Annotated in this window: 23 protein-coding genes; 9 read left to right on the plus strand and 14 right to left on the minus strand. The window is 32.7% G+C overall.

What is annotated here, in order from left to right; all coding sequences use genetic code 11:
* The first annotated feature begins 42 nt into the window (after positions 1-42).
* The 3 genes from ATE84_RS09875 to ATE84_RS09885 all read left to right on the plus strand — a co-directional run bounded on the left by ATE84_RS09875 (position 43) and on the right by ATE84_RS09885 (position 2620).
* Entirely contained in the window at positions 43-975 is a 933-nt protein-coding gene (locus ATE84_RS09875; protein ID WP_101447797.1) for a peptidylprolyl isomerase, read from the plus strand.
* A 321-nt stretch (positions 976-1296) separates the two neighbouring features.
* Positions 1297-2094: a hypothetical protein gene (locus tag ATE84_RS09880; protein ID WP_101447798.1), complete on the plus strand. Its 798-nt coding sequence runs from the start codon at positions 1297-1299 to the stop codon at positions 2092-2094.
* A 10-nt stretch (positions 2095-2104) separates the two neighbouring features.
* The gene (locus ATE84_RS09885) at positions 2105-2620 is read left to right on the plus strand and encodes a YfiT family bacillithiol transferase (protein WP_101447799.1); all 516 of its coding nucleotides are present in this window, start codon (positions 2105-2107) and stop codon (positions 2618-2620) included.
* 61 nt (positions 2621-2681) lie between these two features.
* Here the strand turns inward: ATE84_RS09885 and ATE84_RS09890 are convergent, their stop codons facing one another.
* The 4 genes from ATE84_RS09890 to ATE84_RS09905 form a co-directional block, all read right to left on the minus strand.
* Positions 2682-3239 (minus strand): thioredoxin family protein, encoded by a 558-nt coding sequence (locus ATE84_RS09890; RefSeq protein ID WP_101447800.1) that lies wholly within the window; start codon positions 3237-3239, stop codon positions 2682-2684.
* Between the two features lie 161 nt (positions 3240-3400).
* A complete protein-coding gene (locus ATE84_RS09895) occupies positions 3401-5914 on the minus strand; it encodes a M14 family zinc carboxypeptidase (protein WP_101447801.1) in 2514 nt (837 codons plus the stop codon).
* Between the two features lie 92 nt (positions 5915-6006).
* Positions 6007-6399: a PUR family DNA/RNA-binding protein gene (locus ATE84_RS09900; protein WP_101447802.1), complete on the minus strand. Its 393-nt coding sequence runs from the start codon at positions 6397-6399 to the stop codon at positions 6007-6009.
* A gap of 78 nt (positions 6400-6477) precedes the next feature.
* Entirely contained in the window at positions 6478-8235 is a 1758-nt protein-coding gene (locus tag ATE84_RS09905) for an ABC transporter ATP-binding protein (protein ID WP_101447803.1), read from the minus strand.
* A 140-nt stretch (positions 8236-8375) separates the two neighbouring features.
* Here ATE84_RS09905 and ATE84_RS09910 point away from each other — a divergent pair, with 140 nt between their 5' ends.
* From ATE84_RS09910 to yajC, 4 genes are all read left to right on the plus strand, one after another.
* A complete protein-coding gene (locus ATE84_RS09910) occupies positions 8376-9473 on the plus strand; it encodes a Glu/Leu/Phe/Val dehydrogenase (RefSeq protein WP_101447804.1) in 1098 nt (365 codons plus the stop codon).
* 301 nt (positions 9474-9774) lie between these two features.
* A complete protein-coding gene (gene nusB, locus ATE84_RS09915) occupies positions 9775-10686 on the plus strand; it encodes a transcription antitermination factor NusB (RefSeq protein ID WP_101447805.1) in 912 nt (303 codons plus the stop codon).
* A gap of 51 nt (positions 10687-10737) precedes the next feature.
* Positions 10738-11217 carry a DUF1573 domain-containing protein gene (locus tag ATE84_RS09920; protein ID WP_101447806.1) on the plus strand — a complete coding sequence of 160 codons (480 nt, stop codon included), beginning with the start codon at positions 10738-10740 and terminating at the stop codon, positions 11215-11217.
* Positions 11218-11220: 3 nt separating this feature from the next.
* Positions 11221-11511: a preprotein translocase subunit YajC gene (gene yajC, locus ATE84_RS09925; protein WP_024768811.1), complete on the plus strand. Its 291-nt coding sequence runs from the start codon at positions 11221-11223 to the stop codon at positions 11509-11511.
* 104 nt (positions 11512-11615) lie between these two features.
* Here yajC and pepT read toward each other — a convergent pair whose 3' ends face one another.
* Positions 11616-12851, minus strand: a complete 1236-nt coding sequence (pepT, locus tag ATE84_RS09930) for a peptidase T (RefSeq protein WP_101447807.1) — start codon at positions 12849-12851, stop codon at positions 11616-11618.
* 92 nt (positions 12852-12943) lie between these two features.
* On the opposite strand from pepT, the gene ATE84_RS09935 reads away from it, so the two are divergent.
* Together ATE84_RS09935 and ATE84_RS09940 are read left to right on the plus strand one after the other, a co-directional pair.
* A complete protein-coding gene (locus ATE84_RS09935; RefSeq protein ID WP_101447808.1) occupies positions 12944-13972 on the plus strand; it encodes a quinone-dependent dihydroorotate dehydrogenase in 1029 nt (342 codons plus the stop codon).
* A gap of 46 nt (positions 13973-14018) precedes the next feature.
* A complete protein-coding gene (locus tag ATE84_RS09940; RefSeq protein ID WP_101447809.1) occupies positions 14019-14636 on the plus strand; it encodes a LysE family translocator in 618 nt (205 codons plus the stop codon).
* A gap of 110 nt (positions 14637-14746) precedes the next feature.
* On the opposite strand, the gene ATE84_RS09945 is transcribed toward ATE84_RS09940, so the two are convergent.
* The 9 genes from ATE84_RS09945 to ATE84_RS09985 form a co-directional block, all read right to left on the minus strand.
* Complete coding sequence (locus ATE84_RS09945; RefSeq protein WP_101447810.1) at positions 14747-15298, minus strand: collagen-like protein; 552 nt, start codon at positions 15296-15298, stop codon at positions 14747-14749.
* A 23-nt stretch (positions 15299-15321) separates the two neighbouring features.
* Complete coding sequence (locus ATE84_RS09950) at positions 15322-16572, minus strand: kelch repeat-containing protein (RefSeq protein WP_101447811.1); 1251 nt, start codon at positions 16570-16572, stop codon at positions 15322-15324.
* Between the two features lie 278 nt (positions 16573-16850).
* The gene (locus ATE84_RS09955; protein WP_101447812.1) at positions 16851-17450 is read right to left on the minus strand and encodes an autotransporter outer membrane beta-barrel domain-containing protein; all 600 of its coding nucleotides are present in this window, start codon (positions 17448-17450) and stop codon (positions 16851-16853) included.
* 12 nt (positions 17451-17462) lie between these two features.
* Positions 17463-18149 (minus strand): hypothetical protein, encoded by a 687-nt coding sequence (locus tag ATE84_RS09960; RefSeq protein ID WP_101447813.1) that lies wholly within the window; start codon positions 18147-18149, stop codon positions 17463-17465.
* A 54-nt stretch (positions 18150-18203) separates the two neighbouring features.
* Positions 18204-19457, minus strand: a complete 1254-nt coding sequence (locus ATE84_RS09965; RefSeq protein ID WP_101447814.1) for a hypothetical protein — start codon at positions 19455-19457, stop codon at positions 18204-18206.
* Positions 19458-19468: 11 nt separating this feature from the next.
* A complete protein-coding gene (locus tag ATE84_RS09970; protein ID WP_101447815.1) occupies positions 19469-20716 on the minus strand; it encodes an OmpA family protein in 1248 nt (415 codons plus the stop codon).
* A gap of 30 nt (positions 20717-20746) precedes the next feature.
* Positions 20747-21094: a hypothetical protein gene (locus ATE84_RS09975; protein WP_101447816.1), complete on the minus strand. Its 348-nt coding sequence runs from the start codon at positions 21092-21094 to the stop codon at positions 20747-20749.
* Between the two features lie 76 nt (positions 21095-21170).
* Positions 21171-22193: a hypothetical protein gene (locus tag ATE84_RS09980; RefSeq protein ID WP_101447817.1), complete on the minus strand. Its 1023-nt coding sequence runs from the start codon at positions 22191-22193 to the stop codon at positions 21171-21173.
* 475 nt (positions 22194-22668) lie between these two features.
* Positions 22669-25476 carry an ATP-binding protein gene (locus ATE84_RS09985; RefSeq protein WP_101447818.1) on the minus strand — a complete coding sequence of 936 codons (2808 nt, stop codon included), beginning with the start codon at positions 25474-25476 and terminating at the stop codon, positions 22669-22671.
* Between the last annotated feature and the right edge of the window lie 34 nt (positions 25477-25510).

Below are 25510 nucleotides of genomic sequence, written 5' to 3' on the forward strand. Positions count from 1 at the left end.
TATCTTTGCAACTTAAAATTAAAAAGCTAAAAACACGCTGTTATGCAAGAAGGATTATACGCAAAATTCAATACTTCAAAAGGAAGTATATTGGTAAATCTAGAATATAAAAAAACACCAGGAACTGTAGGTAATTTTGTTGGCCTTGCAGAAGGGACAATAGAAAATCAAGCTATTCCTCAAGGAAAGCCATATTATAATGGTTTAAAATTCCATAGAGTGATTGCAGATTTTATGATTCAGGGGGGAGATCCTCAGGGAACTGGAGCTGGTGGACCAGGGTATCAGTTTGATGATGAGATTCATTCAGATCTAAAACATGATGGTCCTGGAGTATTGTCTATGGCCAATGCTGGTCCGGGAACAAACGGAAGTCAGTTTTTTATTACTCATGTAGAAACATCTTGGTTGGATGGAAAACATACTGTTTTTGGTAAAGTCGTAGAAGGTCTAGAAGTTGTAAATACAATAGAACAAGGTGATGAAATTGAATCTGTAGAGATCCAGAGAGTAGGAGCAGAAGCTGAAGATTTTAATGCTGTTGAAACCTTTAGAAGTTTTAACGGAGCGAAAGCAGAAAGAGAAGCTGCAGCTAGAAAAAACGCAGAAGATCTATTAGAAGAACTGGCTGCTGGGTTTGAGAAAACCGATAGTGGTTTGAGGTATAAAATTATTCAAAATGGAGATGGAGTAAAGGCAGAAAAAGGAAAGACTGTTTCTGTACATTACAAAGGAAGTTTGACTGATGGCACAGTATTTGATTCTTCATATAAACGTAATCAGCCTATTGACTTTCCGTTAGGAATGGGGCAGGTAATTTCTGGATGGGATGAAGGAATTGCACTGTTACAAGTAGGAGATAAAGCAAGATTTGTAATTCCACCATACCTTGGTTATGGAGAACGAGGTGCTGGAGGAGTAATTCCACCTAATGCAACACTTATTTTTGATGTAGAGTTGGTAGAGGTGAAATAACTTAAGTAATTACATACAAAATTTTAAAAGTCCCTAAGAAAGGGACTTTTTTATTGCTTGTTTTTGTCTAGTATATAAAATAAACGCTCCATATTTATTATTTGATAATAATATGAGAATAGTGTAGGTGTAAATTATTATATCCTTAGTGGTATTTTGTATTAAAAGCTTTATTTTTAATGAATTGTATTTTTTTTAACATAGTTTTTTATTATTTTTAACGTTACGATTTTTTTAAAATCATTTTGTTAAAAATATATATTAGGAGGTTTAAATCCTCTTTTATTTATATTTTAACCCAAATTGCATACCCCCCTAGATATGAAACAAGGACTTATTACTTTTTTTATTTTGTGTAATATTTATATTGCTCTTGGTCAAGATAAGGCAGATATTCTGGTTAACATCAATGATCAATTAGAGATGATAGATGGTTACATAGAATTCGAAACTTTTTTCTTAGATCCAGAAGAGTTTCTGGATAAAATGGCTGATCATGGTGCAGAACTTAATGGATATTATGAGCATGAACGCCTCAAAAAGATTGTTAGAAAAGTTGGTACTAGAACAGCAGATGTTATAACTACATTTTACTTTTGGAACGATCAGCTTATCCATGTTAACTATAAACAACGGCCATATTTGGAAGGAAAAAACGAAAATGGCCAACGAATTCTAGATTATTCCAGTGCTTTTACCAAGTATGAGTCGAAGCATTATTTTAGGAATGATGAAGAATTAGAAAAAAAGCGAATTGGTCAACCTATGGATGACATGGAACCCGAAGAAGAGTTTATAAAATATGCTTATAAAATGAAAGCTTTATTGGATAATAAATTCTATAATAGAGATACATATGAAGCGCTGCAAGGAAAATGGCTTTTTATCCAGAATACAGATGATTATTTGATTTTTGAAGGAACAATACGATTTAATTTTTACAATGGGAAATTTGCAAATCGACTGAAAACCAGAATAGAAGATGGAAGCGTATTGGTTTGTTTTTTTCCTATGGATGATCGTATTTATAGATATAAAATCGATAACATAAACGAGAATATGCTTACATTAACAGATCTTTTTTCTAAAGAAGAGTTTGTTTATGCTAAAGTAGAATGATTTTTAAATTATGGATTTAAAGTATCCTATAGGGAAATTTGAATGTCCCCAAATTATAACTTCTGATCATATCGAAAGATGGATATCTGACATTGAAGAATTACCAGTAAAATTATCAAACCTGGTTTCGGCTTTTAGTGAAAAACAATTAGAAACACAATACCGTGTTGATGGTTGGACTGCAAGACAGGTAATACATCATATTCACGATAGTCATCATAATGGATATATTCGGTTTAAGTGGGCATTAACGGAAAATAGACCAACTATAAAAGCATATAATGAGCAACTATGGGCCGAATTATTTGATACTAAATCAGCCCCAATTTATTTATCTTTAGATCTGATAAAGGCTTTGCACGCAAAATGGGTGTATTTCTTAAAAGGTTTATCTGCTCATGATCTTGAAAAAGAGTTTATACATCCAGAAGGAGATATAGCAATTTCATTAGGTGAAGATATTGGTATCTATGCATGGCATGGTAATCATCATCTTGCACATTTACAAATTATTGCCCAACTTTAATTTAAAAGAGGGGATACCATTCTTTAAAATTTCGATATTGTGATGATTTTCTAGATTAGAGCTATTCTTTCCACTTTATATTACAACCAATACTTGGTTTTTGTTCTTCAGAAACTTTGGCATTACGAAGTACTGCATCAAGTGCTTGACGAAGATCACGACCATTTACAGGAATACCGTTTCCAGGTCGGGAATCATCAAGTTGCCCTCGATAAATGAGTTTTGATTCAGAATCAAACAGGTAAAAATCAGGAGTGCAGGCGGCATCATATACTTTGGCAATATCCTGAGTTTCATCAAATAAATACGGAAACGTATAATTATTTTTTTGAGCAGTTTTCCACATTTCTTTAGGAGCATCCTGAGGGTATTTTTCAATATCATTGCTGCTAATAGCTACAAAACCAAATCCCTGAGCACGATAGTCATTCGCAATACGAACTATTTCTTCGTTAACATGGATCACAAACGGGCAATGATTGCAGATAAACATAACCACGGTTCCTTTTTTACCTTTTACATTGTTTAGAGAGTATCTATTATTGGTGATAGCGTCTACAAGTGTAAAGTCGGGGGCAATAGTACCAAGCGGTAACATATTAGAAGGAGTACGAGCCATAATTTTCTGTTTTTTTGAAAGGTTCCAAATTACAATATTATACTATATAAGTCTACAAAAACAGGCCTTAGTTACAATAGGAATTCATAATTTGAAACACCTAACGCATATTTTGTTTTTTGTTTGCGAAAATTTAAGACTTTTAGTTGATTTGATGTTTTTTACATTTCATCACTAAAGAAAATAGCATTCATTAGTAATTTATTGGTTCCATACCAAAAAGCTCTAAAGTTGGTGTTGTCGGTAAACAGGATTATATTTCCTTTTCCGAAATCATTGTGTTTAAAAGGAACTGTACCAGATAGTGAATCCAAATTCTTTTTACTAATATATCCACTTAACAGTGGTTTTTTTGTATAACGAATTGGGTTATTGTAACTCTGCTTGTCTGGTTTGATAAATAATTTTGTATTTCTGAATAGTGCAATCTTATCGTTCTTATATCCAAAATTAATAGGATGAGAACGATCTATTTCTGCTTCAAAAATAGCTCCGCCAATTACTTGTGCGCCATTAAAATCTTGTTTTTGCTCAAAGGATATGTTTTTTGCATCATTTTTTGGAGTAGCAAATTCGATTTTCATGAATTCATTATTCTTAAAAAACTGGGCAGCATTTCTGTATCCAATTAGTGTTCCGCCATTGCGAACCCAAGTTTTTAACTTTTCGGCTTTTTCTTTATCAAAAGACTGTCTCCGGCTATTTGGTAATACAATATGTGTATATTTTGATAATGTAAGTCTATCAAAATTACCTGTTTCTAATTTTGTGATAGGAATATCATAACGTTGATCCATTAAATGCCAGATTTCTCCAGCATCATAAGGTGTGATTTCACCACCTGTAAACAAACCTATTCTTGGAAGTGCCAAAGTGCGAAATTGATTACTTCCAAGGTCAATTCCCTTGGTAAGACCTGTAGAAACACTAGTGATATCAATGTGATTCTCGGTAGCTATTTTTTGTAATAATTTATGTAGTTCTTCTTTATTTAATTTTTGATTTTGAACAGGAATTAAAATTGTACCATAGTCATAATCTTTGTTTTCTAGTGAAAAAGGTTTCATCCCAACTTTGGCTCGCAATCCATTAGCAAGAACTTGATATAAGGCTTTTGGAGTGTAATACTCATGCCATTGTATCAAGTATGCATAATTACTTTTGTTAACAGATTTGATCTTTCGATAAGTGAGGTCTGATATTTCACTACCTATATTAGAAATAGCTGCGTTTTCAGAATAGTCTAGATTAAAGGACAAAGGAAATGTCCATGCAGAAACATCATAAAAAAGGCTATCTTGAAATGTTGTTCTTTTTTCAAAAATAGCTTTTAATAATCTTTTTTGTCGCTGATTCTTAGGAACAATATAGCTATACTCTTTTTTGAAAAAGTTACCTTGAATGGTTACATCTTGTTTAAGTTCATATAATTTGACTTGATGTCTTTTAAGAATTTCGGCAAGATGGTAAGATGAAGCTGCATCTTTTTCGTTTCCAAAAACATAAGCATTTTTAGTTAATTCTTTTCTTGCGTTGTTGTAAAAACTTCGTTTATACTCTAATAATTCTTTACGCATAGATTTTGCAGCTTCTAATGTAGAAAGTGCTGCAGTAAATTGATTTCTTATTGTAAAAGGAAAAGTAAGGATTCCATTATCAGTTTCCTGGGCATGACCACGAGAACTACCTTGCTCAAATAAAATACCAATACTTCCATTAATGTCAGGGAAAGTAGACCCTTTACCATAATAAAAATCGTCAAAATTCTCTTCGGTATAATATAGCGAACCAATATTATCTAGCGCTTTTGCATGATAATTACCAATCTTTTTAGTGAGTTCTTGATTTAATTTTGGAGTTAAAGGGTGTGTTCGTGATTGAATTCCAGGCTGAAAAAAGAAAGTGCTATTAGACCCCATTTCATGATGATCTGTAAGAATATTTGGATACCACTTATGAAAAGTTTTGATACGAGCTCTGGATTCTGGTAATTGTACTGGTAACCAATCACGATTCATATCAAACCAATAATGATTTGTTCTACCTCCTGGCCATACTTCACTATATTCCCGATCTTGAGGATCTGTGCTAATATTTTTGCTTTTATTAGTATTAGCCCAATAAGCAAAACGTTGTAAACCGTCAGGATTAAGTGAAGGGTCTAATAAAATAACTACATTATCTAAAAGGTTGTCTATTTCTTGCCCTTGTGCAGCTGCAAGATAGTATGCTGCTACTAATGATGCATTGGCACCACTAGGCTCATTACCATGAATAGAAAATCCTTGATATACAATTGCTGGTAGATTTTCTGTATTTAGTACATCAGAACCATTTTGGGTAAGTTCTATGTGTTTTTTTTGTATTTCCTGAAGATTTTGGTGGTTTTTTTCTGAGGTTATTGTAAGTAATAGTATAGGGCGATCTTCAAAAGTTTTTCCTCTATTTTCAATTGTTATTCTTGATGATGCTTTGGCAAGGGCCTCCATGTAACTAACAAGCTTATCATGAGTTACATGCCATTTTCCTGGTACATAACCAAGTACACTTTGCGGAGTAGGAATCTCAGGGTTGTATGTAACATTTTTTGGAAGATAGTAAGCTAACGATAGATCATCTTGAGAGAAAGAGACAAAGTTCAATAATGCAAAAAAAACAGTAAAGATAGATTTCATACGTTTTATTTTTGATAGGTGAATATAAAAAAAACCGCTTCAGTGAATGAAACGGTTTACATAACTTTAACTTAAAGCCTTATAGTATTTCTCTAGATATCGTCAAAACTTACGTCTGTAAAGCTTTCTGTAGATGCAGTAACTTCTTCAGTAACGTTGTTTTCAACTCCATCTTTTTCATATGATTTCTGAAAATCTTTCTGGTGTCGTTCACTTATTACTTCTTCTCCTTTTTCATCGACAATGAAGTGAGTCATTTCATTTAAAATCTCTGAAAAACCAACAAAATCTTCTTTGTAAAGATAGATCTTATGTTTTTTATAGTGAAAAGATCCATCATCATTGGTGAACTTTTTACTTTCCGTTATTGTTAGATAATAATCTCCTGCTTTTGTAGCTCTTACGTCAAAGAAGTATGTTCTTCTTCCTGCTCGTAAAACTTTTGAGAAAATTTCTTCTTTATCCATCATTTCATTATCACTCATAATCCGTATTTATTAATTAATTAATATGTTATGATGGTTTCAAAAATCCAAAAAAAATGTTAACCTCACAAAAAAAACTCAAATTTCTTTTTCACTAAGTTGTTTTAAATAGAGATCCTTGTAATATCCTTCGGTGCTTATTAGTTGATTATGAGTACCTTGCTGGATTATTTCTCCATCTTCTAAGACGATAATTTTATTTGCATTTTTGGCGGTAGAAACCCTATGACTTACGATAAAAGTTGTCTTATTCTTAGAAATCTTATGAAGATTGTTAAGGATTTCTTCTTCTGTTTCTGTATCTACAGCAGATAAGCAATCATCAAAAAGGAGTACAGATGGGTTTTTAAGTATTGCTCTTGCAATAGAAACACGTTGTTTTTGACCTCCGGATAAAGTGATACCACGTTCTCCTAAAACCGTATCATACCCTTTGCTAAAGCCTATTATATTTTTATGAACTACTGCATTTTTAGCAGCTTCGTATACTTCATCATCAGTAGCTTTCTCATTACCAAATTTTATGTTGTTTTGTATGCTATCACTAAATAGAAATGCATCTTGTGGGACATAGCCAATACTCGCCCTTAAATCGGTTAAGTTGAGATTTTTTATTGGAACTCCATCTATTCGTATCTCACCCGATGAAACATCGTATAGTCTACCTATTAGATCCAGTATTGTTGATTTTCCAGCCCCTGTTTTTCCTATAATACCAATGGTTTCTCCGTTTTTGATTTCAAAACTTATGTTTTTTAAGGCAGTGATATTAGTATCATCATAGGTAAAAGAAACGTTATCAAAACTAATATTTCCTGTAATTGGTGTTTTTTGAGTTACTGTATTAGTGATTTCTGGTTCTTGACTAAGGAATTCGTTTATTCTTACTTGAGAAGCTTCTGCTTGCTGAACAATAGAGCTAACCCATCCAACTGTAGCTACTGGCCAGGTAAGCATATTGACAAAGATGATGAATTCTACAATAACACCCAGATCTTGTATGGTACCATCAATGAATTGCTTTCCACCAATATAAATAACTAAAATGTTACTAAAACCTATTAGTAAAACCATTAGAGGGAAAAATAGCGCCTGTACTTTGGCTAAGTCAAGATTCTTATCCTTGCTCTTATCCGATAATTTGGTGAAATTTTTCTGAGTGGGAGATTCCAAACCATATGCTTTAATTACAGAGATACCACTAAAAGATTCTTGAGTAAAAATGGTTAATTTAGATAAAAACTCTTGTACTACAGTGCTACGTTTGTGAATTGCAACACTCAATTTATAAATAGATACGGATAATATGGGTAAAGGAGTAACAGTATATAAAGTAAGTTCGGGAGCTATACTGATCATATATCCTATCACTACCACAAATAAGGTAATAGTGTTTACACTATACATGATTGCAGGACCAACATACATTCTAACCCTAGATACATCTTCACTAATACGATTCATAAGATCGCCTGTCCTGTTTTTCTTGTAAAAATTAAGAGAGAGTTTTTCATAATGTTGAAATACTTCATTTTTAAGATCAAACTCAATAAATCGAGAAACTACAATAAATGTTTGACGCATTAAAAAGGTAAATAATGCAGAAATGAATAATGCTCCTGCGATAAGAAGAATATTGATAATAAGTCCGCTTTTTACCTGGGCAATATCAGTTATTTCGTTATTAATGTATTGTTCTACAACATCTACAGAGTCGCCAACTAATGTAGGAACTATTGTCGCAAAAACTCTTGCGATTATAGTAATCACCAGCCCAATAATAAGGCGGAATTTGTATTTTAAAAAGTATTTATTTAGATGGCGTAATGCGCGCATAAAAGATTAATATTTAAAAACGGATTTATTAATAAATCCGTAAAGTTTAACAGTGTTAAATTTCAAATTGATAAAAATATACTATTTTAGCACCCTTATTTTGAGTATAATATAATTGTAATATTTAAAAATTTTATAACATGATAACCGAAGTGTTTACTGCAAATCAACTTAAAAAAGAAGCTCCAGTATTTGGTCAACTATCTTTTGATAATCACGAACAAGTTGTTTTTTGTCAGGACAAAGATACAGGATTGAAGGCAATAATTGGTGTCCATAACACAATTTTAGGACCTGCATTAGGAGGGACTAGAATGTATGACTATGCAACAGAGTGGGATGCACTTAATGACGTATTGAGGTTATCACGGGGAATGACCTATAAAGCCGCTGTTACAGGATTGAATCTTGGAGGAGGAAAAGCAGTAATTATAGGAGATCCGAAAAAAATGAAAACACCAGAGTTAATGAAACGCTTTGGTAAATTTGTACATACTCTGGGAGGTAAATATTATACAGCAGAAGATGTAGGTATGGAAACTTCTGATATGGATACCGTAAGAGAAGTCACTCCTTATGTAACGGGAATATCTGAATCAAAAGGAGGAGCAGGGAATCCTTCTCCTGTTACAGCTTATGGTGTGTATATGGGGATGAAAGCGTCTAGTAAATTTGCTTACGGAAATGATACATTAGAAGGAAAACGAATTTTAGTTCAGGGAATCGGGCATGTAGGAGAAGAACTGGTACGTTTAACTTCGGAAGAAGGAGCAAAAGTAATCATTAGCGATATCAACCAAGAAAGACTTGAAGCGGTAAGTGCTAAGTATGGTGTTGATATTTATAGAGGAAACGATCTGTATGCAGAAACAGCAGATATTTATGCTCCATGTGCTCTTGGTGCAACTGTTAATGATGAAACAATTGATAAGCTAAATGTAAAAGTGATTGCTGGAGCGGCAAATAATCAATTAGCTAATGAAAATATTCATGGCCCATTATTACAAAAGAAAGGAATCGTATATGCTCCCGATTTCTTAATTAATGCTGGTGGTATCATAAATGTATATGCAGAGATCGAAGGATATGGTAGAGATCAGATTATAGCTAAAACTGAAAATATTTACGATACTACTTTAGATATTTTAAATAAGGCAAAAGCTACCAATGTAACTACAAATACAGCAGCAATTAGTATAGCAGAAGATAGAATTGCAGCTCGAAAAAAAGAAATGTAATCGTACTTTAAAAAAATGAAAACGGTTTTGTAACGTAAGAAAAGAGAGTTTTTTGATCACAATAATTACTTGTTACCTTCCTATATAATATAAACAGGTTCTGAATTGTTGAAGAACTAAGGAAAAACCGATAATTTTTTAAAATACAATTACCTTATAAAAAAAGAAGCTTTAAGGTAGGTGCGATTAAAAATAATAGTATTTTTGCAGGGCAAAAGTTAAGAAATGCTTTTGCCCTTTTTTAATATAAAGTTCTTTGTAATTTTCTATGTTAACCAGAAGACATATTAGAGTAAAAGTAATGCAGTCTCTCTATTCGATGGAGCAGACGCAAAGTGATAACCTTGGAAAAGAAGAGAAATTTCTTCTTTTCAGTATTGATCAGATGTATGAATTATTTATTATAAATCTTCAGCTTCTGGTAGAAATTAGAAAACATGCAGCTGATTTTTTGGCAAAAAGTCAAAAAAAATACCTCGCCACTTCCGAAGAAAAAAACCCTAACACTAAATTTATCAATAACGAAGTTCTGTTATTGTTAGAAAAAAATATTCAACTCAAAACAGAAATTGAGAAGAAGAAATTGAATTGTTGGGAATTGGATGATGAATATGTGACCATATTATGGAAAGAGATTAAAGAAAGTGAGCTATATGCAGATTATATGAGTACTAAGCTTAGCTCTTTTAGAGAAGATAAAGACTTTATACTCGATATTTTCAAAGAAATTATAGCACCCAATGATAAACTTTATGAATATATTGAAGATAAAAAACTAACTTGGATTGATGATTTACCATTGGTAAATACTTCGATTATCAAAATGCTTAGAAAAGTTAAATCATCTCATGATGAGCAAATGACACTACCAAAGCTATATAAAGATATAGAAGATAAGAAATTTGCAACAGATATTTTTAGAAAAACAACACTTAATAGTGTAGAGTATATAAAAGAAATTGATGGTAAAACACCAAACTGGGATCAAGATCGTATTGCAGAATTGGATAAAGCGATCATAAAAATGGCTATTTGCGAGTTTGTAAAGTTCCCTTCAATACCCATAAAAGTAACAATTAACGAATATTTAGAAATAGCAAAAGAATATAGTACACCTAAAAGTAGTATTTTTATCAATGGAATTTTAGATAAAATTTCTAAAGAGTACCAAGAAAACGGGAAATTAAACAAAGTAGGTCGTGGATTAATGTAATATTTGGAAAAAATAGTATTTTTAACCCTCAAATAATTAAAAACCCAAGTAATGAAAAAAGGAATCTTAATTTTAGCCGGAGTTTTTGCTATGACAGTTGTGTCATGTAAAGACAATGCCGCAGAAAAAGTTAAAGAAGAAAATGTAGAAATAGCAGCAGATCGTGACGCAAAGAATGCAGATTATCCTGTGATGACTTTTACTAAAACTGAACATGATTTTGGAACTATCAATGAAGGAGATGTTGTAGAGCATAAGTTTGCATTTACCAATACAGGTAAAGCACCTTTGGTAATCGTAAGTGCAAAAGGTAGTTGTGGATGTACTGTACCACAATGGCCAAAGGATCCAATTGCTCCAGGAGATACAGGAGAGATGTTAGTTAAATTTAACTCTAACGGAAAACCAAATCAGCAAACTAAGCAAGTTACTATAACTGCTAATACAGAAGCTGGAAAAGAAATTCTTAAGATTAAGGCTACGGTAACTCCAAAGGCTAAACCAGTAAGTGGAACACCAGTAAGCAAATAATTTATGGATCAAATACAATCATTTCTTCCTTTTATACTAATATTTGTCGTGATGTATTTTTTTATGATACGACCACAGATGCAAAAAGCAAAAAAGGAGAAAAAATTTGCTGAAGACTTAAAAAAAGGAGATCGAGTAGTTACAAAAAGCGGTCTTCATGGAAAAGTTTTTGATTTCAGTGAAAAAAATAACGCTATTATTATTGAAACAGGATCGGGTAAATTAACTTATGATAAATCTGCAATTTCGTTGGAGATGAGTCAGAAATTAAATCAACCGGCAGATAAGAAGTAATAACTAGCCTACTTGTTAAAAGCGCGATAGAATTAGTTTAATTTTACCGCGCTTTTTCGTTTTATATATAAATTATTAGTTTTTTAATTCGATACACTATTAATTTACCTCTTTGCTGTTAACTCAGCAATTTTTACGATTACTTCTACAGCTTTAATCATACTCTCTACAGGAACATATTCGTATCGTCCATGAAAATTATGTCCACCTGCAAAAATATTTGGACAAGGCAGTCCCATATAACTTAATTGCGATCCATCGGTTCCACCTCGTATGGGTTTTATAAGCGGAGTAATATCAAGAGATTTCATAGCCTCTTCAGCAATGTCTACAATATGCATTACGGGCTCTACTTTTTCTCGCATATTAAAATACTGATCTTTGATTTCGATATTCACAACCTCTTTGGCATGTTGAGAGTTAATCTCATTTGCCAGATTTTTCATTACTTTTTTCCTAGCTTCAAAATGTTCTTTGTCATGATCTCTGATGATATACTGTAATTGAGTTTCTTCTACATTACCTTTTATATCATGTAAGTGAAAAAAACCTTCTCGACCACTGGTATGTTCAGGAGTCTCCATCCTGGGTAACGAATTGATAAAATCCTGTGCGATGTACATGCTATTAATCATTTTTCCTTTTGCATACCCAGGATGTACAATTTTTCCTTTTATTGTTACCACAGCACCAGCAGCATTAAAATTCTCATATTCAAGCTCACCAATTTGGCTACCATCCATAGTATAGGCCCAATCTGCACCAAATTTTGAAACATCAAATTTATGAGCTCCACGACCAATTTCTTCATCAGGAGTAAATCCTATGCGAATTTCCCCATGCTTAATCTCAGGATGTTGAATAAGATATTCCATAGCAGTTATTATTTCTGTAATCCCCGCCTTATCATCAGCTCCTAACAGTGTTGTTCCATCTGTAGTAATAAGTGTTTGTCCTTTATATTGTTTTAAATCTTCAAAATAATCAGGAGAGAGCACAATGTCTTCTGATGCGTTTAATGTAATATCTTTACCATCATAATTTTCTACAATCTGTGGGTTCACATTTGCACCTGTAAAATCAGGACTAGTGTCGATGTGTGATATAAAGCCAATAGTTGGTGCTTTCTGATCAATATTAGAAGGCAACGTAGCCATTATATAGGCATGCTTATCTATACTTACGTCTTCTAAACCAATGGTTTTTAGATCTTCGACTAGTTTATTAGCAAGATCCCACTGTTTCTCAGTACTGGGAGTCGTATTACTTTCGGGGTCACTTTCGGTATCAATAGTTACGTAACTTATAAATCTATCTATAATATGCTGTTTTGAAATCATGGCTGCTATTATTTTAATTTCTGAAGAATTCAAAAATACACTTTTATTAGAACCTTGGATAACTTATTTTTGCATAAGCAAAATTATATTTAATGTATAAATTCTTACTACGACCTTTATTGTTCTTATTTGATCCAGAAAATGTGCATCATTTTACCTTTAGAATGATTCGATTTTTTTCAAAAATTCCATTAATACCATCAATTTTCAGAAGCTTATATAAGGTTAATGATCCAAAATTGGAACGAGAGGTTTTTGGATTAAAATTTGATAACCCTGTAGGATTAGCTGCTGGGTTTGACAAGAATGCAGTTTTGTATAATGAATTAGCTAATTTTGGATTTGGGTTTATTGAAATAGGAACGGTGACTCCCAAAGGTCAGAAAGGTAATCCTAAAAAAAGGTTGTTTAGACTTAAAGAAGATCAGGGGATTATCAATAGAATGGGATTTAATAATGAGGGACTGGAGGCTGTTATACATCAGCTTAAAAAAAATAAAGGTAAACTTATTATAGGTGGAAATATAGGAAAGAATACAGATACGTTACCAGAGCATTATACCAAAGATTATCTAGAGTGTTTTCACACATTACATCCTTATGTAGATTATTTTGTACTGAATGTAAGTTGCCCAAATGTAGGAAGTCATGCAAAGCTAAATGATAAAGAGTATTTAAATGAATTAATACTTGCTGTACAACAAGAAAATAAAACATTCAAAAAACAAAAACCAATTGTGTTGAAGATCGCACCAGATTTAAATACAAATCAATTGGATGAAATCATAGAATTGGTAGCCGAGACTAATTTGGATGGTGTTATCGCTAGTAATACTTCTGTAAGCAGAGAAGGACTAAAGGCTTCAAAAAATAGATTAGAAACTATTGGTAATGGAGGGTTGAGTGGTCAACCTATAAAAAATAAAAGTACAGAGGTAATTAGATATTTATCAGAAAAAAGTAATAAAGCGTTCCCTATTATTGGGGTAGGAGGAATACATACTGCTGCCGATGCTATAGAAAAATTAGAAGCTGGAGCAAGTCTAGTACAAATATATACAGGCTTTATATATGAAGGACCTAGATTAATCAAGGATATTAATAAAGCGCTATTAAAATAAAGTATAAACCTTCAAGGTTTTTGTAAACCTTGAAGGTTTAAAAATTATGAACTACGAAATTCTCTACACCTTTGTTTTGGCTACATCGGCATTGGCAATCTCACCAGGACCCGATAATATATTTGTACTAATGCAAAGTGTGGTAAATGGCAAAAAGTATGGATTGGCTGTTGTGGCAGGTCTAATGTCTGGGTGTATAATACACACTACATTGGTTGCTTTTGGTGTATCTGCAATTATTAAACAAAGTGAAATTCTCTTTTTTGCTATTAAACTGTTTGGTGCATTATATCTGTTTTTTTTGGCTTATAAAGTGTTTAGAAGTGAAGCTTCAGTAAACTTATCAGAAAGTGGCATGCCCAAAAAAAGTCTTGGACAGCTATTTAAACAAGGGTTTATAATGAATGTTTTAAATCCTAAAGTATCGATATTCTTTTTAGCATTTTTTCCTGGATTTTTGTTTAGTAATACAATGAGTAACGTACTACAGTTTTATATACTCGGATTTCTTTTTATCGTGGTGTCGTTTGTTGTTTTTGGTCTAGTAGCAGTTCTGGCAGGATCTATTGCCGAGTATTTAAAAAAGAGTTCAAAAATAGGAGTCGTTTTAAAATGGCTTCAGATTATTGTCTTTATCGGGATAGGAGTCTTTATTCTTCTTTAAGGGGAATATGTACTGATCAAAAAAACCAAGACATTATGCCTTGGTTTTTATTTAGGTAATGGGTGTTAATGGGGTAAGTTATAATACGCTACTACTTGATAATAACATTTTTATTTATTGAAATACTTCATTACAGCATAGTAATCATTGATATCTACTCCTTCTGTTTTTAGTTTGGATAGAATATCCTGCTGCTCACCGCTTCTATTTGTTGATGCTATGATTACAATTCTTAGTTCATCAAGTTGCCCAGCGGTAACAGAAAATGTAGTGCTGGCATTTCTATTATAGAAATCCATAGAATATTTTTCTAACTCTATAAAGGTCCTGACATCAATCCCTAGTGGAGTTAAATTAGTATTTGGGATTGGGTATAGGCGAGAGCTTCCATTTAATTTTAAGTATCCCAAAATCGCATCATTGTCAATTACTTCTTGTGTAAATTCTGGTATAGATTGATCGTAAAATGTACCTGATACTGCAGAAAGATCATAAGTAAGAGATCGAACGTTTGCATTACCATCCTGTCCATTAGTGCCGTTGCTACCTGCAACACCTTGTTCTCCTTGTGGTCCTATAGCTCCATCTTCGCCGTCTGAGCAACCTAATGCTAATAGAGTAATAAATGCTAAAAATAAGTGCTTTAATTTTTTTGTTTTCATGATGTAAAGTTTTAATTATATATTTAGTTGAGATTCCAAACAGAATTATTTGCTAGACCCAGTGAAGAACCACCAGCTACAGCATATAGTTTTCCATTTAATGATGCGAAAGCATATTTTAATTTCCCGGTTATTGCGCTTCTGTTTGTGGCCAACTCCCAATCAATACCGTTACTTGATTGATAATAATTAGTAAGATTAGAGCCGGATACTATGTTAAGTCTATTGTTTAAGACAGTAAGTGTTGGATTGTATGAGAAGTTTATCGTTGTATTATTTGATAGCTCATTCCATGTAACTCCATCTGTGCTTGTTCGTATAGTTACACTTCGGTTACTCGGATCTCCCTTTTCTAAAACACCATATAGTGTATTGTTTAAATTTGAAACAGCCATCCCATATTTAAAATCAAAACCATGATTTTCAGTTTCTAGAGTCCAATTAAGACCATCGGTAGAACTGTAGATATGACGCTCATTAGAAGGGTCTGCAATGTTACTATTATATGCAGCAATACGCCATAATTTGTTGTTAAACACGGTCATGGTCATGTTGTTATATTGATTAAATGGAGTTATCTCAATTTCCTCTGTCCAATTAATACCATCGTCAGAACTATAGATTGACCTAGATATATTTCCTCCTCGTATACCTCCGTAAATCCATAATTTGTTTTTAAATACGATAGCATAGTGTCTATCAATAGCACCAAATAGTGGAGTATCTTGTGCTAAAACCCAATCAATACCATCAGAACTTGACCAAATATCCCCTAAAGGATCTCCTGCTTCGTTTTGCCCTCCTATAACCCATAATTTACCATTGAAAGCTACTGTAGTTGAATATGCTCGCTTAGGAAAAGCTGTATTGTCGGTGAGTAACCTGGGAGTGATATGTTCTGTGGTAAAGGCTCTGATTGTAGATGTTGCAATATCCTTTACGCCATTATTTGCAGTTACTTTCCATTTATGGATAGCTCCAATTTCAAGAGGGGTTTCTATTGTATATGATGTGGTGGTAACACTGGCTATTTTACTCATAGTGTCGTCGTCAAACCCTATGTAAATATCATAGCTAAAAGATTCATTACTCTCAAAAGCATCCCATGATAATTCTCCATCAATACGAAAAAGAGTTTCATCAGTGGTTGGTGTAGAAAGTGTGATTTCACCAAACTCAAATTGTACAACAGGCTGATCATCATCACTCTTACAGCTTAGTAGTAGTGTGCAAAGCGCTAAAGTGATAGTGAAGTGTTTAAAAAAAGTTTTCATGTGTTCTTACTTTATTGTTTTTAAAAATTTTAATCTATGTTAGTATAGGTTAGTGTTGTGTATATAGATTACTATCAATTTTGTTTTTAGATGCACCTTTTGTTTTTGATTGGTATGTGGTTCAGTTAAGTTTTTAGTTGTCGATCAGAGCCCTTCTATAAATTCAGGATGTCTGTCGAAGATTTTTGAAAACACAAATTTGGAATCACTTCGACAAGCTCAGTGTGACATATTGACTTCATCTTATCCTTTAAGGTAAACGACATTGATAATTCGGGTTAAAAAAAGGCAGAAATACCAATACCCAGAAAAATAGAGGACAGACTTTCTTTGTAACCAGATGGTGCATTATTAGGATTAATATCTTCCCAGGAGTAACTTACACTTGGTTCGATGGCAATATGGTTTCCAAGAAAAAAAGCATAACCAGCCCCAACTCTAAAACCAAAAATATTTGATTTTATATCTGTTGAGCCAAGCAACCCTTCATCGGTAGTTGTTTTAGAACTCCCTATTCCAACAAGACCTTCGAAATAGATGTTGTTTTGTAGATAATAACGGGCAAAAGGCCCAATACCAAAACCATTAGTGGTCGTTTCTATATCTCCAAAATCTGAATCTTGCTTTTCTTTGTTTGTATTGATACCTAATTCGAGACCCACGGCAAGATTATCGATTACAAAATACCCAACTTTTGGTGTTATTCTGGTGGTAAACGCGGTTGCTTTGTCATCATTTCTTTTTCGGGTAGTGAAATACACATTAACACTTCCGTTAGCAATAAAACTCCCCTTTGTTTTGGCTTCAAAATCAGATTCTTGTGCCTGGGATGAAACTATAAAAATGAATGATATGATTAATGTGACTACTTTTTTCATAATGAATTAATTTTAGTTGATTTGATGTAAAATGCTTTTTGTGATTAGTTTTCCGTTAGCTTTGCGTGTTTCTTCTTTTACCATGCCTACACCTTCTGCTATCCATTGTTTAGTATGTTGTGTCGTAGTCATTCCCATGGTTAACTCATTGGTATAGGTAATTACATAGCAATCAAAAGTCCCTGCAGGAGTTGTAACTTGCTCTTTTGCAATTACTTTTCTGTTTAACATATTGGTAGTCATGTTTATGTTCATGATTCCTGCATCTACAGACATATGTACAGATGCATTAGGCAATTCTTGATCAATGACTAAGTTATCGGGGAAAGAGATATCATCTCCTGTAATACTATATTCCATGTCATTATACTGATCAAGTATACCGGGGGCAATAAAAAACTCGGGATCTAAACGGGTCGTTTTTCCCGAACAACGAGCTTTAAATGATGAGGTGATAATTGATTTGTTGTTTTTACCATTTTTTAGATGCATGGAAATAGTAATAACACTTTGATTAGCTGTGTTTTTTACATCGGTTACCTTAAATTCGGTTATGGTAGAAAGGCGTTCTTTTTTATCATATTGATGAATGATTAGTTTTTTACCTTCCTCGCTAGCATAAAACTTACTACAATTGTTGTTTTGAGCAGAAACCGATGTGAGTACCAGTATTGCAATTAAAAAAGCGATATTTTTCATAACTTATTTTATTAATCGTTACTTTATTTTTTTTTGATAAGTGAAACGATGATTTTATGGGTTAAACCGAATTGAAATAGATTCTCCATTTCGTTCCAACAGATCATATGTTCTATCAATTGCATCTTGTATGTAATCTGCATAGTTGAGGTTATTAGATAAATTGATCAAATCAGCAGAATTATCTTCAAAACGAGAAGTGTCTTCAAAATAATTGGTATAATCAGAAAGACTTTCTGGTAGCTGTGGGAGTGTTATTTTATTCACACCATTATTCGGAAAAGTAATGTGCCAAGAAAGATCTTTATCCACGGGGTTTATAATTTGAGTATCAATATGGGTACATAAATAGCTACCAGATGGTTGTACTTGCAGACTGTTTGATGTGGAGGTGTATGAAAAATTCCAGTCAGGTTTTGTAACAGATACTATTTCAGGTAAAACATCAGTTTTAATAGCTTTTCTATGATATATTCCACCGGGATATGATCCTCCATATGTTGTTAAGTAATACTCAAAACCATCAGTAATTTCCATATGTTGAGGAAAGTTACTTTCGAGGTTAACATATCTGTTGGTATCATAAATAGCAGAAAGATCAGCGTGATTATCATCTGAAGCATCATTTACCGTTATAGCACTGGTAGGTACGATGTTAAAATCTGCAAAACTTAACGTTCTATTTTCAGTTTCTTTATAGTTATCAATCCATGTATATCCATAAACAACAGGATCTACATCATTTGGCTTATAACTTATTTTTAGGAAAATTTTATTGGCAGAACCTTCTTTGTTATATTCATAGGTTTTAGTGGGAGCACTGGTTAGGGGATCGACTCCATCTGTACTAGTCCTATTTTTTAGTCCATAAACAGAAAGCCTGATGCGTGTAGCCCCGGTTAAGTTTAGCGTGAATTTTATGCTACCGTTTCTAGTAGAGCTGTAATTGGGAGTAATTGCACTACTGCCTACAGGTACATCTTTGATTGTGATTAAATTTTTATAACTATCGGTCTCTAAAAGGGTAGTAAGCATGAAGTTACCTGAAGTATATCCTTTCGCAGTTAGTGTATAAATTCCTGGTACTTTATTAGTTTCTACTGTGGCTAAGATCTCACCTTCTGCATTGTTGGCTATGATCATATTAGGTAAGCTGTTTACACTAAGGTTAGAATAATCAAATGTTGCTAATATGATTTCTTGATTAGGATCTATTCCGGGGCCATCGTCATCGCTAGAGCAAGACAAGAATATGGTAATCGATAGCGATAATAAAAATAGATTTAAAATAGATTTTGATGTTTTCATTTTTTTGAGATTTAGAGTTTGATAAATTCTACTCTTCTGTTTTTTGCTTTTCCGGCCTTTGAAGTATTATCTGCTATTGGGTTTGCTTCTCCTTTTCCTTCGATTTGGATTCTACTAAACCGAATATCATATTGTTCTACAAGAATCATTTTAACGGCTTTTGCTCGTTGTTCAGAAAGTTTTCTATTGCTTTCTGCATTCCCATCAGCATCTGTATGACCTGTGATTTTTATTTTCATGTCGGGTATGCTTTGCAAAGCGGTAGCCACTTCTTTTATAATAGTTTCAGACCCTCCGGTGATAGTTGAGGATCCTGCTTTAAAAAGGATGGCGTTGGTAGATAAACGTCCTTCGGTAATAAGTTTACTTCGATTATCCTGACCACTCTTAGCTATTTTGATATCAGATATGTATACCTCGTCTTTATCACTTGCATCCCGCAATCCTTTGGTGTATAATTTGAATGCATTTGCTTTTTGCGGAACTAATCTTGGGATATCCACGATTTTATTTTCATTAAGCCATACTCGCATTCGGGTTTTATTGACAGCGATAGCTATATGAGACATTCCTTTTATTGCAGTACGATAATCTTTACCTATTTTATTTCGGATCTGGCGTTGTCCGTTTGTTACTTTTTCTACAACGCCCTGGGATTCGATGAATTGGCAAGGAGATAGTTCTACCATACACCAGTTTTTTGATCGTTGAAAACCAGTATTGTCTTCGAGTAAAAGTTTAATCCAGGCCTGAGAACTTGTTTTTTTATCTAATCCCTGAGTAAGAAGATCAAATTCTATGGTGTAATTTTCGGAAAGTGACTCTTTAATTGTCGGAACATACTTAGAGTTACCTCCTAAACGGAACCATTTTTTGCCATCAATCTTTACGATTTCACCAGAGCCATTGGTATCCCATTTGGCAGGAAAATCTCCTTGTTGATCATTTGTGAAATCATCTTCAAATACTACAATATTTCCTGATGTAAAATCAGAGGCACGATTGATTTCATAATCTTTAGAGCTTCCGATAATAACTCCTCTTTTTTTCTTCTTTTTTTTTCTTTTCTTCTTCTTTCCTTCAAAAATACCGTCAAGACCTTTATTAGTTTTTTTCTCTGTTTCTCGTTCTACACGTTTTTCTACAGTACGTTTTGCTGCTTCTTCTGCCTTTTTACCTAGCCTTTCTAATAATTGAGCGTTACTTGTTGTGATACTAAATAATGCAACAAGAATGCAAAGTGTTTTTGTAGTTTTCATCGATTTAAATTTTATTTCCCCTAATTATTTTTATTGATGATTTTTTGCTTCTAATATTTTTTTCTCGATTGCTGCCCCCAAAGAATCTTTTTGTTTTTGTGTGAGTTTTTTGGCTTGTAAATAATACATGTTCTTGTACTCTAATTTTTGCTCAGCAGGGAGATCCATTTTTTCAAGTAGTTCTAAAAAGCTTATTGTTTTTCCATTTGATTTTCCATCCAAATTTTCTCCAAATACACCAGATAATAAGTTGGCTTGCATATCTAAAAGATTATCTTTTTTTACCGTTTTTTCACTTGTTTTGCTAGTATCTATACTTTGTGCATTTGCCCATTGTATGATAAAAAATGCTATAATTATGAGTTGTAATGGTTTCATGATTTTCCAAATTTTAATTCTGTCATTTACTTCGTTAATAATGATGAAATGCATCTTGTTTATATAAGAGCAGTTCTTAATCTTCCTTAATACTGCTTATTTCACCAGTTCTACGTGTGCCACCTGCGCCATCACTACGATTACTTCCAAAAATCCATATTTCATCATTAAATAATAATGCGGTGTGGCCGTTGATACCATCTGTTCCTGGTCTGGGGCCTTCATATCTGGTCCAAGTGATCATATCTGATGAATACCATATTTCGTTATTAAACTCGGTAAGGTTATCTTTACCAGCAATAACCCATACTTTATTGTTGTATACTGTTACAGAATGTGCATTTCTTTCTGAAAATAGAGTAGCGGGGCTAACTTCTAGCCATGAACCGCCAGTGGTACTGGTCCATATTTCATTTACTTTGTTACCTGCAATATCTTCTCCTCCTAATAGATACATTGCATCATTAAAAACAATACCTTTTTGTCCTGCTCTTCCAGGGAACGCATTATTAGTTTCTTGTATCCAGTCTAAGCCATTTGTTGTAGACCATACTTCGGTTTGGTTAGTTGTACGATTACCTTTTGTTACATACATTTTGCTGTTATATACGATGGTTTCATGAGCTGGTAAAGCTCCAAAAGGAGGTGATAATTCACTCCAGGATTCCCCATCGGTTGAATGCCATATATTGGTATATGGGACATCTGCAATGTTTTTGCCACCGATAAGCCAAAGTTGATCATTAAACGTAGTTAATGTAACTCCCGAACGAAAAGATGTAAAGCTTGTTGGTGTAGTGCCAGAAAGGGGAACAGTAGCCCAATTAATACCATTACTACTGGACCAAAGAAAATGAGATCCAGAACTACCATATGTGTTATAACCTCCAGCAGCATAAATTTTTCCATCAAAAATAGCCATTGCAACTTCTGCAAATTCACCCATTTGATCTTCTTGGGTTTGTACTGTAAAGGTTAAAGAAAGCTCTCCTCCTCTTCCTCCTCGTAAAGGAGCATTATTATCATCTTCTAAATCACATGAAAAATGAGTGACTGTAAGGATGATTAATAATAGTACATTGAAACTTTTTGTTTTCATTTCTTTTATTTTTAAAGTTTTACATCTTCATATCCCCATACAAAGAATATTGTTACCTCTATTATGAGTATTTTTCATAATTTTTTTTTAAAAAATCAAGCTTTCAACAAAAACAGAAATTTGATAGATGATACTCTTACTTTCTAAATTTTACTTCCTTAATTATTTTGTTTTTATGTATGATTTTTAACGTGTAGGTTCCGTCTTCTAAATGATTTATATTTAGATGTATGCTGTTCGTAGAAAAACTATTGAGTTGCCCTTTATAACTTTTTCTTTTTTTATTCATTCCAGCATGATCAATCAATAAATCAAACTTTGTTTTTAGACTTGATGGTAAAACTAGGATATGTAAAAGGAGATCGTTATAAGGTATGTAACAAAGACTATGAATTATGTAACATTAAGGGAATAGGGGGGATTACCCCCTTGTTTTTAGAAGTGTTTGTTAAGAGGTGATAAGAAGATAAAAGAATTATTTACTTTCTTTAGTAGCATACTCAGAAGGAGTACATTGATACATTTCTTTAAAGCATTTAGTGAAATAAGAATGATCGTTGAAACCTACAGCATACCCAACCTGAGATACATTTGTGTCAGAATTTTCCAGTAGTTGTGCGGACAATTTAAGACGTTGAGACCTAATGAATTCTGAGGATGTTAAGCCAGTTAGGGCCTTTAGTTTTCTGTGTAATTGCATTCGACTCATACCTATGGCTTTACTAAATTCTTCTACACTAAAAGAAGATTCTATCAATTGTTCATCCATTACCTTTTGTACTTTGTTTAAGAAGTTTTCATCTATAGGGGTTATGGTGATGTCTTTTGGAGTTAAAAATACTTCCTGGCTATATCGCAATTGCAATTTTTTTCTAATCATCAAAAGATTATTAACCTTGGCAGCCAGTATTTTTTGATTAAAAGGTTTGGTCATGTATTCATCAGCTCCTATTTGCAATCCTGATAATTCATTTTCTTCACCGGCTTTTGCAGTTAATAAAATGATAGGAATATGGCTGGTACGTTCATCATTCTTTAATTCGTTAGTGAGCTCAATTCCATCTTTTTTGGGCATCATAATATCAGAAATGATGATATCGGGAATGTGTTGTATTGCCAGTTCACATCCTTCTTCACCATTATAACTACTAATAATATGATACTGGTCTTTAAAATTATCCTGAAGCAATTTATTTAGATCCTTATTGTCTTCAACTATTAATAAAATAGGGAGTTCATCATTTTTATTGCCCAATTCTAAATCATTTGTAGCGGCGTCAGAAATTCCATGAATAGTGTGATAATGAGTAATAGGTGCTGAATTTTCTTCTATAACCGTAGCCTTTTTTATAACCTTTTTATCTAGGGAGATTGCAAAGCTGAAGCTTGTCCATTCCTCTGGTTTGCTATCCACAGTGATTACTCCTTCGTGTAGTTTTACAAGTTCATTAACCAAAGCTAACCCGATACCTGTTCCAGATTGAGAACTATGGGTTTGATAAAAACGTTTAAAAACCAGTTGTTGTTGTTCTTTGGTCAAGCCTTCTCCTGTGTTTTTTATATCAACAAAGAGTTTGTTTTTTTTGATATGAGCATTGCAGATAATAGAACCATTTTCTGGAGTATATTTTACGGCATTCGAGACTAAATTAGTTACAATTTTATATAAGGCATCTCGATCTAACCAGCCTTCTTCTTCATGATTGTTTAAATACGTTAGAAAATTAATGTTTTTTAAACTTGCTGTATACTCAAAATCTTTAACGATAGCATTAATTTGTTGTATTGGTTTTACCTTTTGCAAAGATAAAGTCATGCTACCGGCTTCAATTTTGGAGATATCTAATAATTGATTGACCAGATCAGAAATTCGGTTACTGTTGTTTAAAACTAATTCAAAATCAACACGATCTTTTTTACTAAGATCTTCATTCGTTAGTCTGTTTTGTATGGGCCCAGATATTAAGGTAAGTGGAGTTCTAAGCTCATGCGATATGTTAGCAAAGAAGTTTGATTTTGCTTTGTCTAGTTGTATAAGTTCGGTTTTTATTTTTCGCTCATTATCCAGTTCATACTGGCCTTTAATTCTATATTCAACATTTCTCTTATTATTATATGATACAATTCCTGAAAAAATTAAAATCTCAATTAATACAGTATTTAAAAAGTACAAACCATTACCTGTAATTATGGAAGCAATATTCCCAATAATAAGCAAAAAGCTACTTATGAGTACAACCCTTGATATCAAATCTTTTCTCACAGAGAATAGATATACAAAGACAATTAATGCAGTACTACCAAAAAATATTCTAAATGCGAAGAAAATACCAATGCGATAATTAAGATATGGATCAATTATAGCTATGATTAAGTTAATAATAGCGAAAAGAATAATGCTGAATAAAAAATAGTTAGAAAATTTATATAATCTTTTATGGGTTATCTTGAACTCTAGGATCCTGTAAACAAAATAAAAATAAAAAAAGGAAGCTCCAATAATGCTAAGTTGTTTTATATAATGGAAAAGCATAGGATGAATACTATTCAGTACAGAAAAAGTAAATGGAGTATTTGGAGCAAAAATTGCGGTCACAAAAAATAAATAAATACTATAGTTCAAAAAGTTTTTATCTCTAGAGATAAAAAAACTTACAAGAAAAAGTAAGCAAGCAATGAATATAGCACCTGAATAAAATTCGAGATACTTCACTAAGGAAACTTCTCTAATTAGATCACCAACAATACTTTTATGGTCAACAAGTAAAACTCCAAAAGATTCTCTGATACTTGATTTTCCGGCATTGGAGATTGGTTTTTTATTAAAATAAAAAGGTTTAGAAAAGTCAATCGAATCTATCGATAAACTAAGTGATGAAGCCTGCTCAATATCATAAGTAATCTTTCCTTTTTTAATGAATGTCCCAGTTTCATATTTTTTATAACCTTTTTTTTTGAGAGGTACATAAAAATCTGAAGCATCACTAATAAAAGTTAGAAAGTATAATATTTTAGCATCTGTTTTAAGATCTATTTTAAATTTATACCAATAAAAAGCATTTGGTTCAGAACTTTTAAGATCAAAAAGATGTGTAGATTTAAATGGGTGGAGTATAATTTGACTAAAATTAAGTTCTTTAGAATAATCTTTGTAAAGAGCTACTCCTTCTAAAGGCGTATAAATACTGTCTTTAGTAGTAATTTCAATAGGTTTTGTATAAGTTGATTGAGCTGTAGAATTTATTTGGAGGATTAAAAAAAGTAGAGGAAAGAAATTTCTCATGTTTTTAATTTGGCTTTTTAAATATAGCAATTAT

Source organism: Aquimarina sp. MAR_2010_214 (assembly GCF_002846555.1).
Lineage (GTDB): Bacteria > Bacteroidota > Bacteroidia > Flavobacteriales > Flavobacteriaceae > Aquimarina.

Bases quoted from the DNA above. Each gene is read 5' to 3' on its own strand.
- ATE84_RS09875 (WP_101447797.1), top strand. From the start codon at position 43: ATGCAAGAAGGATTATACGCAAAATTCAATACTTCAAAAGGAAGTATA.
- ATE84_RS09880 (WP_101447798.1), top strand. From the start codon at position 1,297: ATGAAACAAGGACTTATTACTTTTTTTATTTTGTGTAATATTTATATT.
- ATE84_RS09885 (WP_101447799.1), top strand. From the start codon at position 2,105: ATGGATTTAAAGTATCCTATAGGGAAATTTGAATGTCCCCAAATTATA.
- ATE84_RS09890 (WP_101447800.1), bottom strand. From the start codon at position 3,239: ATGGCTCGTACTCCTTCTAATATGTTACCGCTTGGTACTATTGCCCCC.
- ATE84_RS09895 (WP_101447801.1), bottom strand. From the start codon at position 5,914: ATGAAATCTATCTTTACTGTTTTTTTTGCATTATTGAACTTTGTCTCT.
- ATE84_RS09900 (WP_101447802.1), bottom strand. From the start codon at position 6,399: ATGAGTGATAATGAAATGATGGATAAAGAAGAAATTTTCTCAAAAGTT.
- ATE84_RS09905 (WP_101447803.1), bottom strand. From the start codon at position 8,235: ATGCGCGCATTACGCCATCTAAATAAATACTTTTTAAAATACAAATTC.
- ATE84_RS09910 (WP_101447804.1), top strand. From the start codon at position 8,376: ATGATAACCGAAGTGTTTACTGCAAATCAACTTAAAAAAGAAGCTCCA.
- nusB (WP_101447805.1), top strand. From the start codon at position 9,775: ATGCAGTCTCTCTATTCGATGGAGCAGACGCAAAGTGATAACCTTGGA.
- ATE84_RS09920 (WP_101447806.1), top strand. From the start codon at position 10,738: ATGAAAAAAGGAATCTTAATTTTAGCCGGAGTTTTTGCTATGACAGTT.
- yajC (WP_024768811.1), top strand. From the start codon at position 11,221: ATGGATCAAATACAATCATTTCTTCCTTTTATACTAATATTTGTCGTG.
- pepT (WP_101447807.1), bottom strand. From the start codon at position 12,851: ATGATTTCAAAACAGCATATTATAGATAGATTTATAAGTTACGTAACT.
- ATE84_RS09935 (WP_101447808.1), top strand. From the start codon at position 12,944: ATGTATAAATTCTTACTACGACCTTTATTGTTCTTATTTGATCCAGAA.
- ATE84_RS09940 (WP_101447809.1), top strand. From the start codon at position 14,019: ATGAACTACGAAATTCTCTACACCTTTGTTTTGGCTACATCGGCATTG.
- ATE84_RS09945 (WP_101447810.1), bottom strand. From the start codon at position 15,298: ATGAAAACAAAAAAATTAAAGCACTTATTTTTAGCATTTATTACTCTA.
- ATE84_RS09950 (WP_101447811.1), bottom strand. From the start codon at position 16,572: ATGAAAACTTTTTTTAAACACTTCACTATCACTTTAGCGCTTTGCACA.
- ATE84_RS09955 (WP_101447812.1), bottom strand. From the start codon at position 17,450: ATGAAAAAAGTAGTCACATTAATCATATCATTCATTTTTATAGTTTCA.
- ATE84_RS09960 (WP_101447813.1), bottom strand. From the start codon at position 18,149: ATGAAAAATATCGCTTTTTTAATTGCAATACTGGTACTCACATCGGTT.
- ATE84_RS09965 (WP_101447814.1), bottom strand. From the start codon at position 19,457: ATGAAAACATCAAAATCTATTTTAAATCTATTTTTATTATCGCTATCG.
- ATE84_RS09970 (WP_101447815.1), bottom strand. From the start codon at position 20,716: ATGAAAACTACAAAAACACTTTGCATTCTTGTTGCATTATTTAGTATC.
- ATE84_RS09975 (WP_101447816.1), bottom strand. From the start codon at position 21,094: ATGAAACCATTACAACTCATAATTATAGCATTTTTTATCATACAATGG.
- ATE84_RS09980 (WP_101447817.1), bottom strand. From the start codon at position 22,193: ATGAAAACAAAAAGTTTCAATGTACTATTATTAATCATCCTTACAGTC.
- ATE84_RS09985 (WP_101447818.1), bottom strand. From the start codon at position 25,476: ATGAGAAATTTCTTTCCTCTACTTTTTTTAATCCTCCAAATAAATTCT.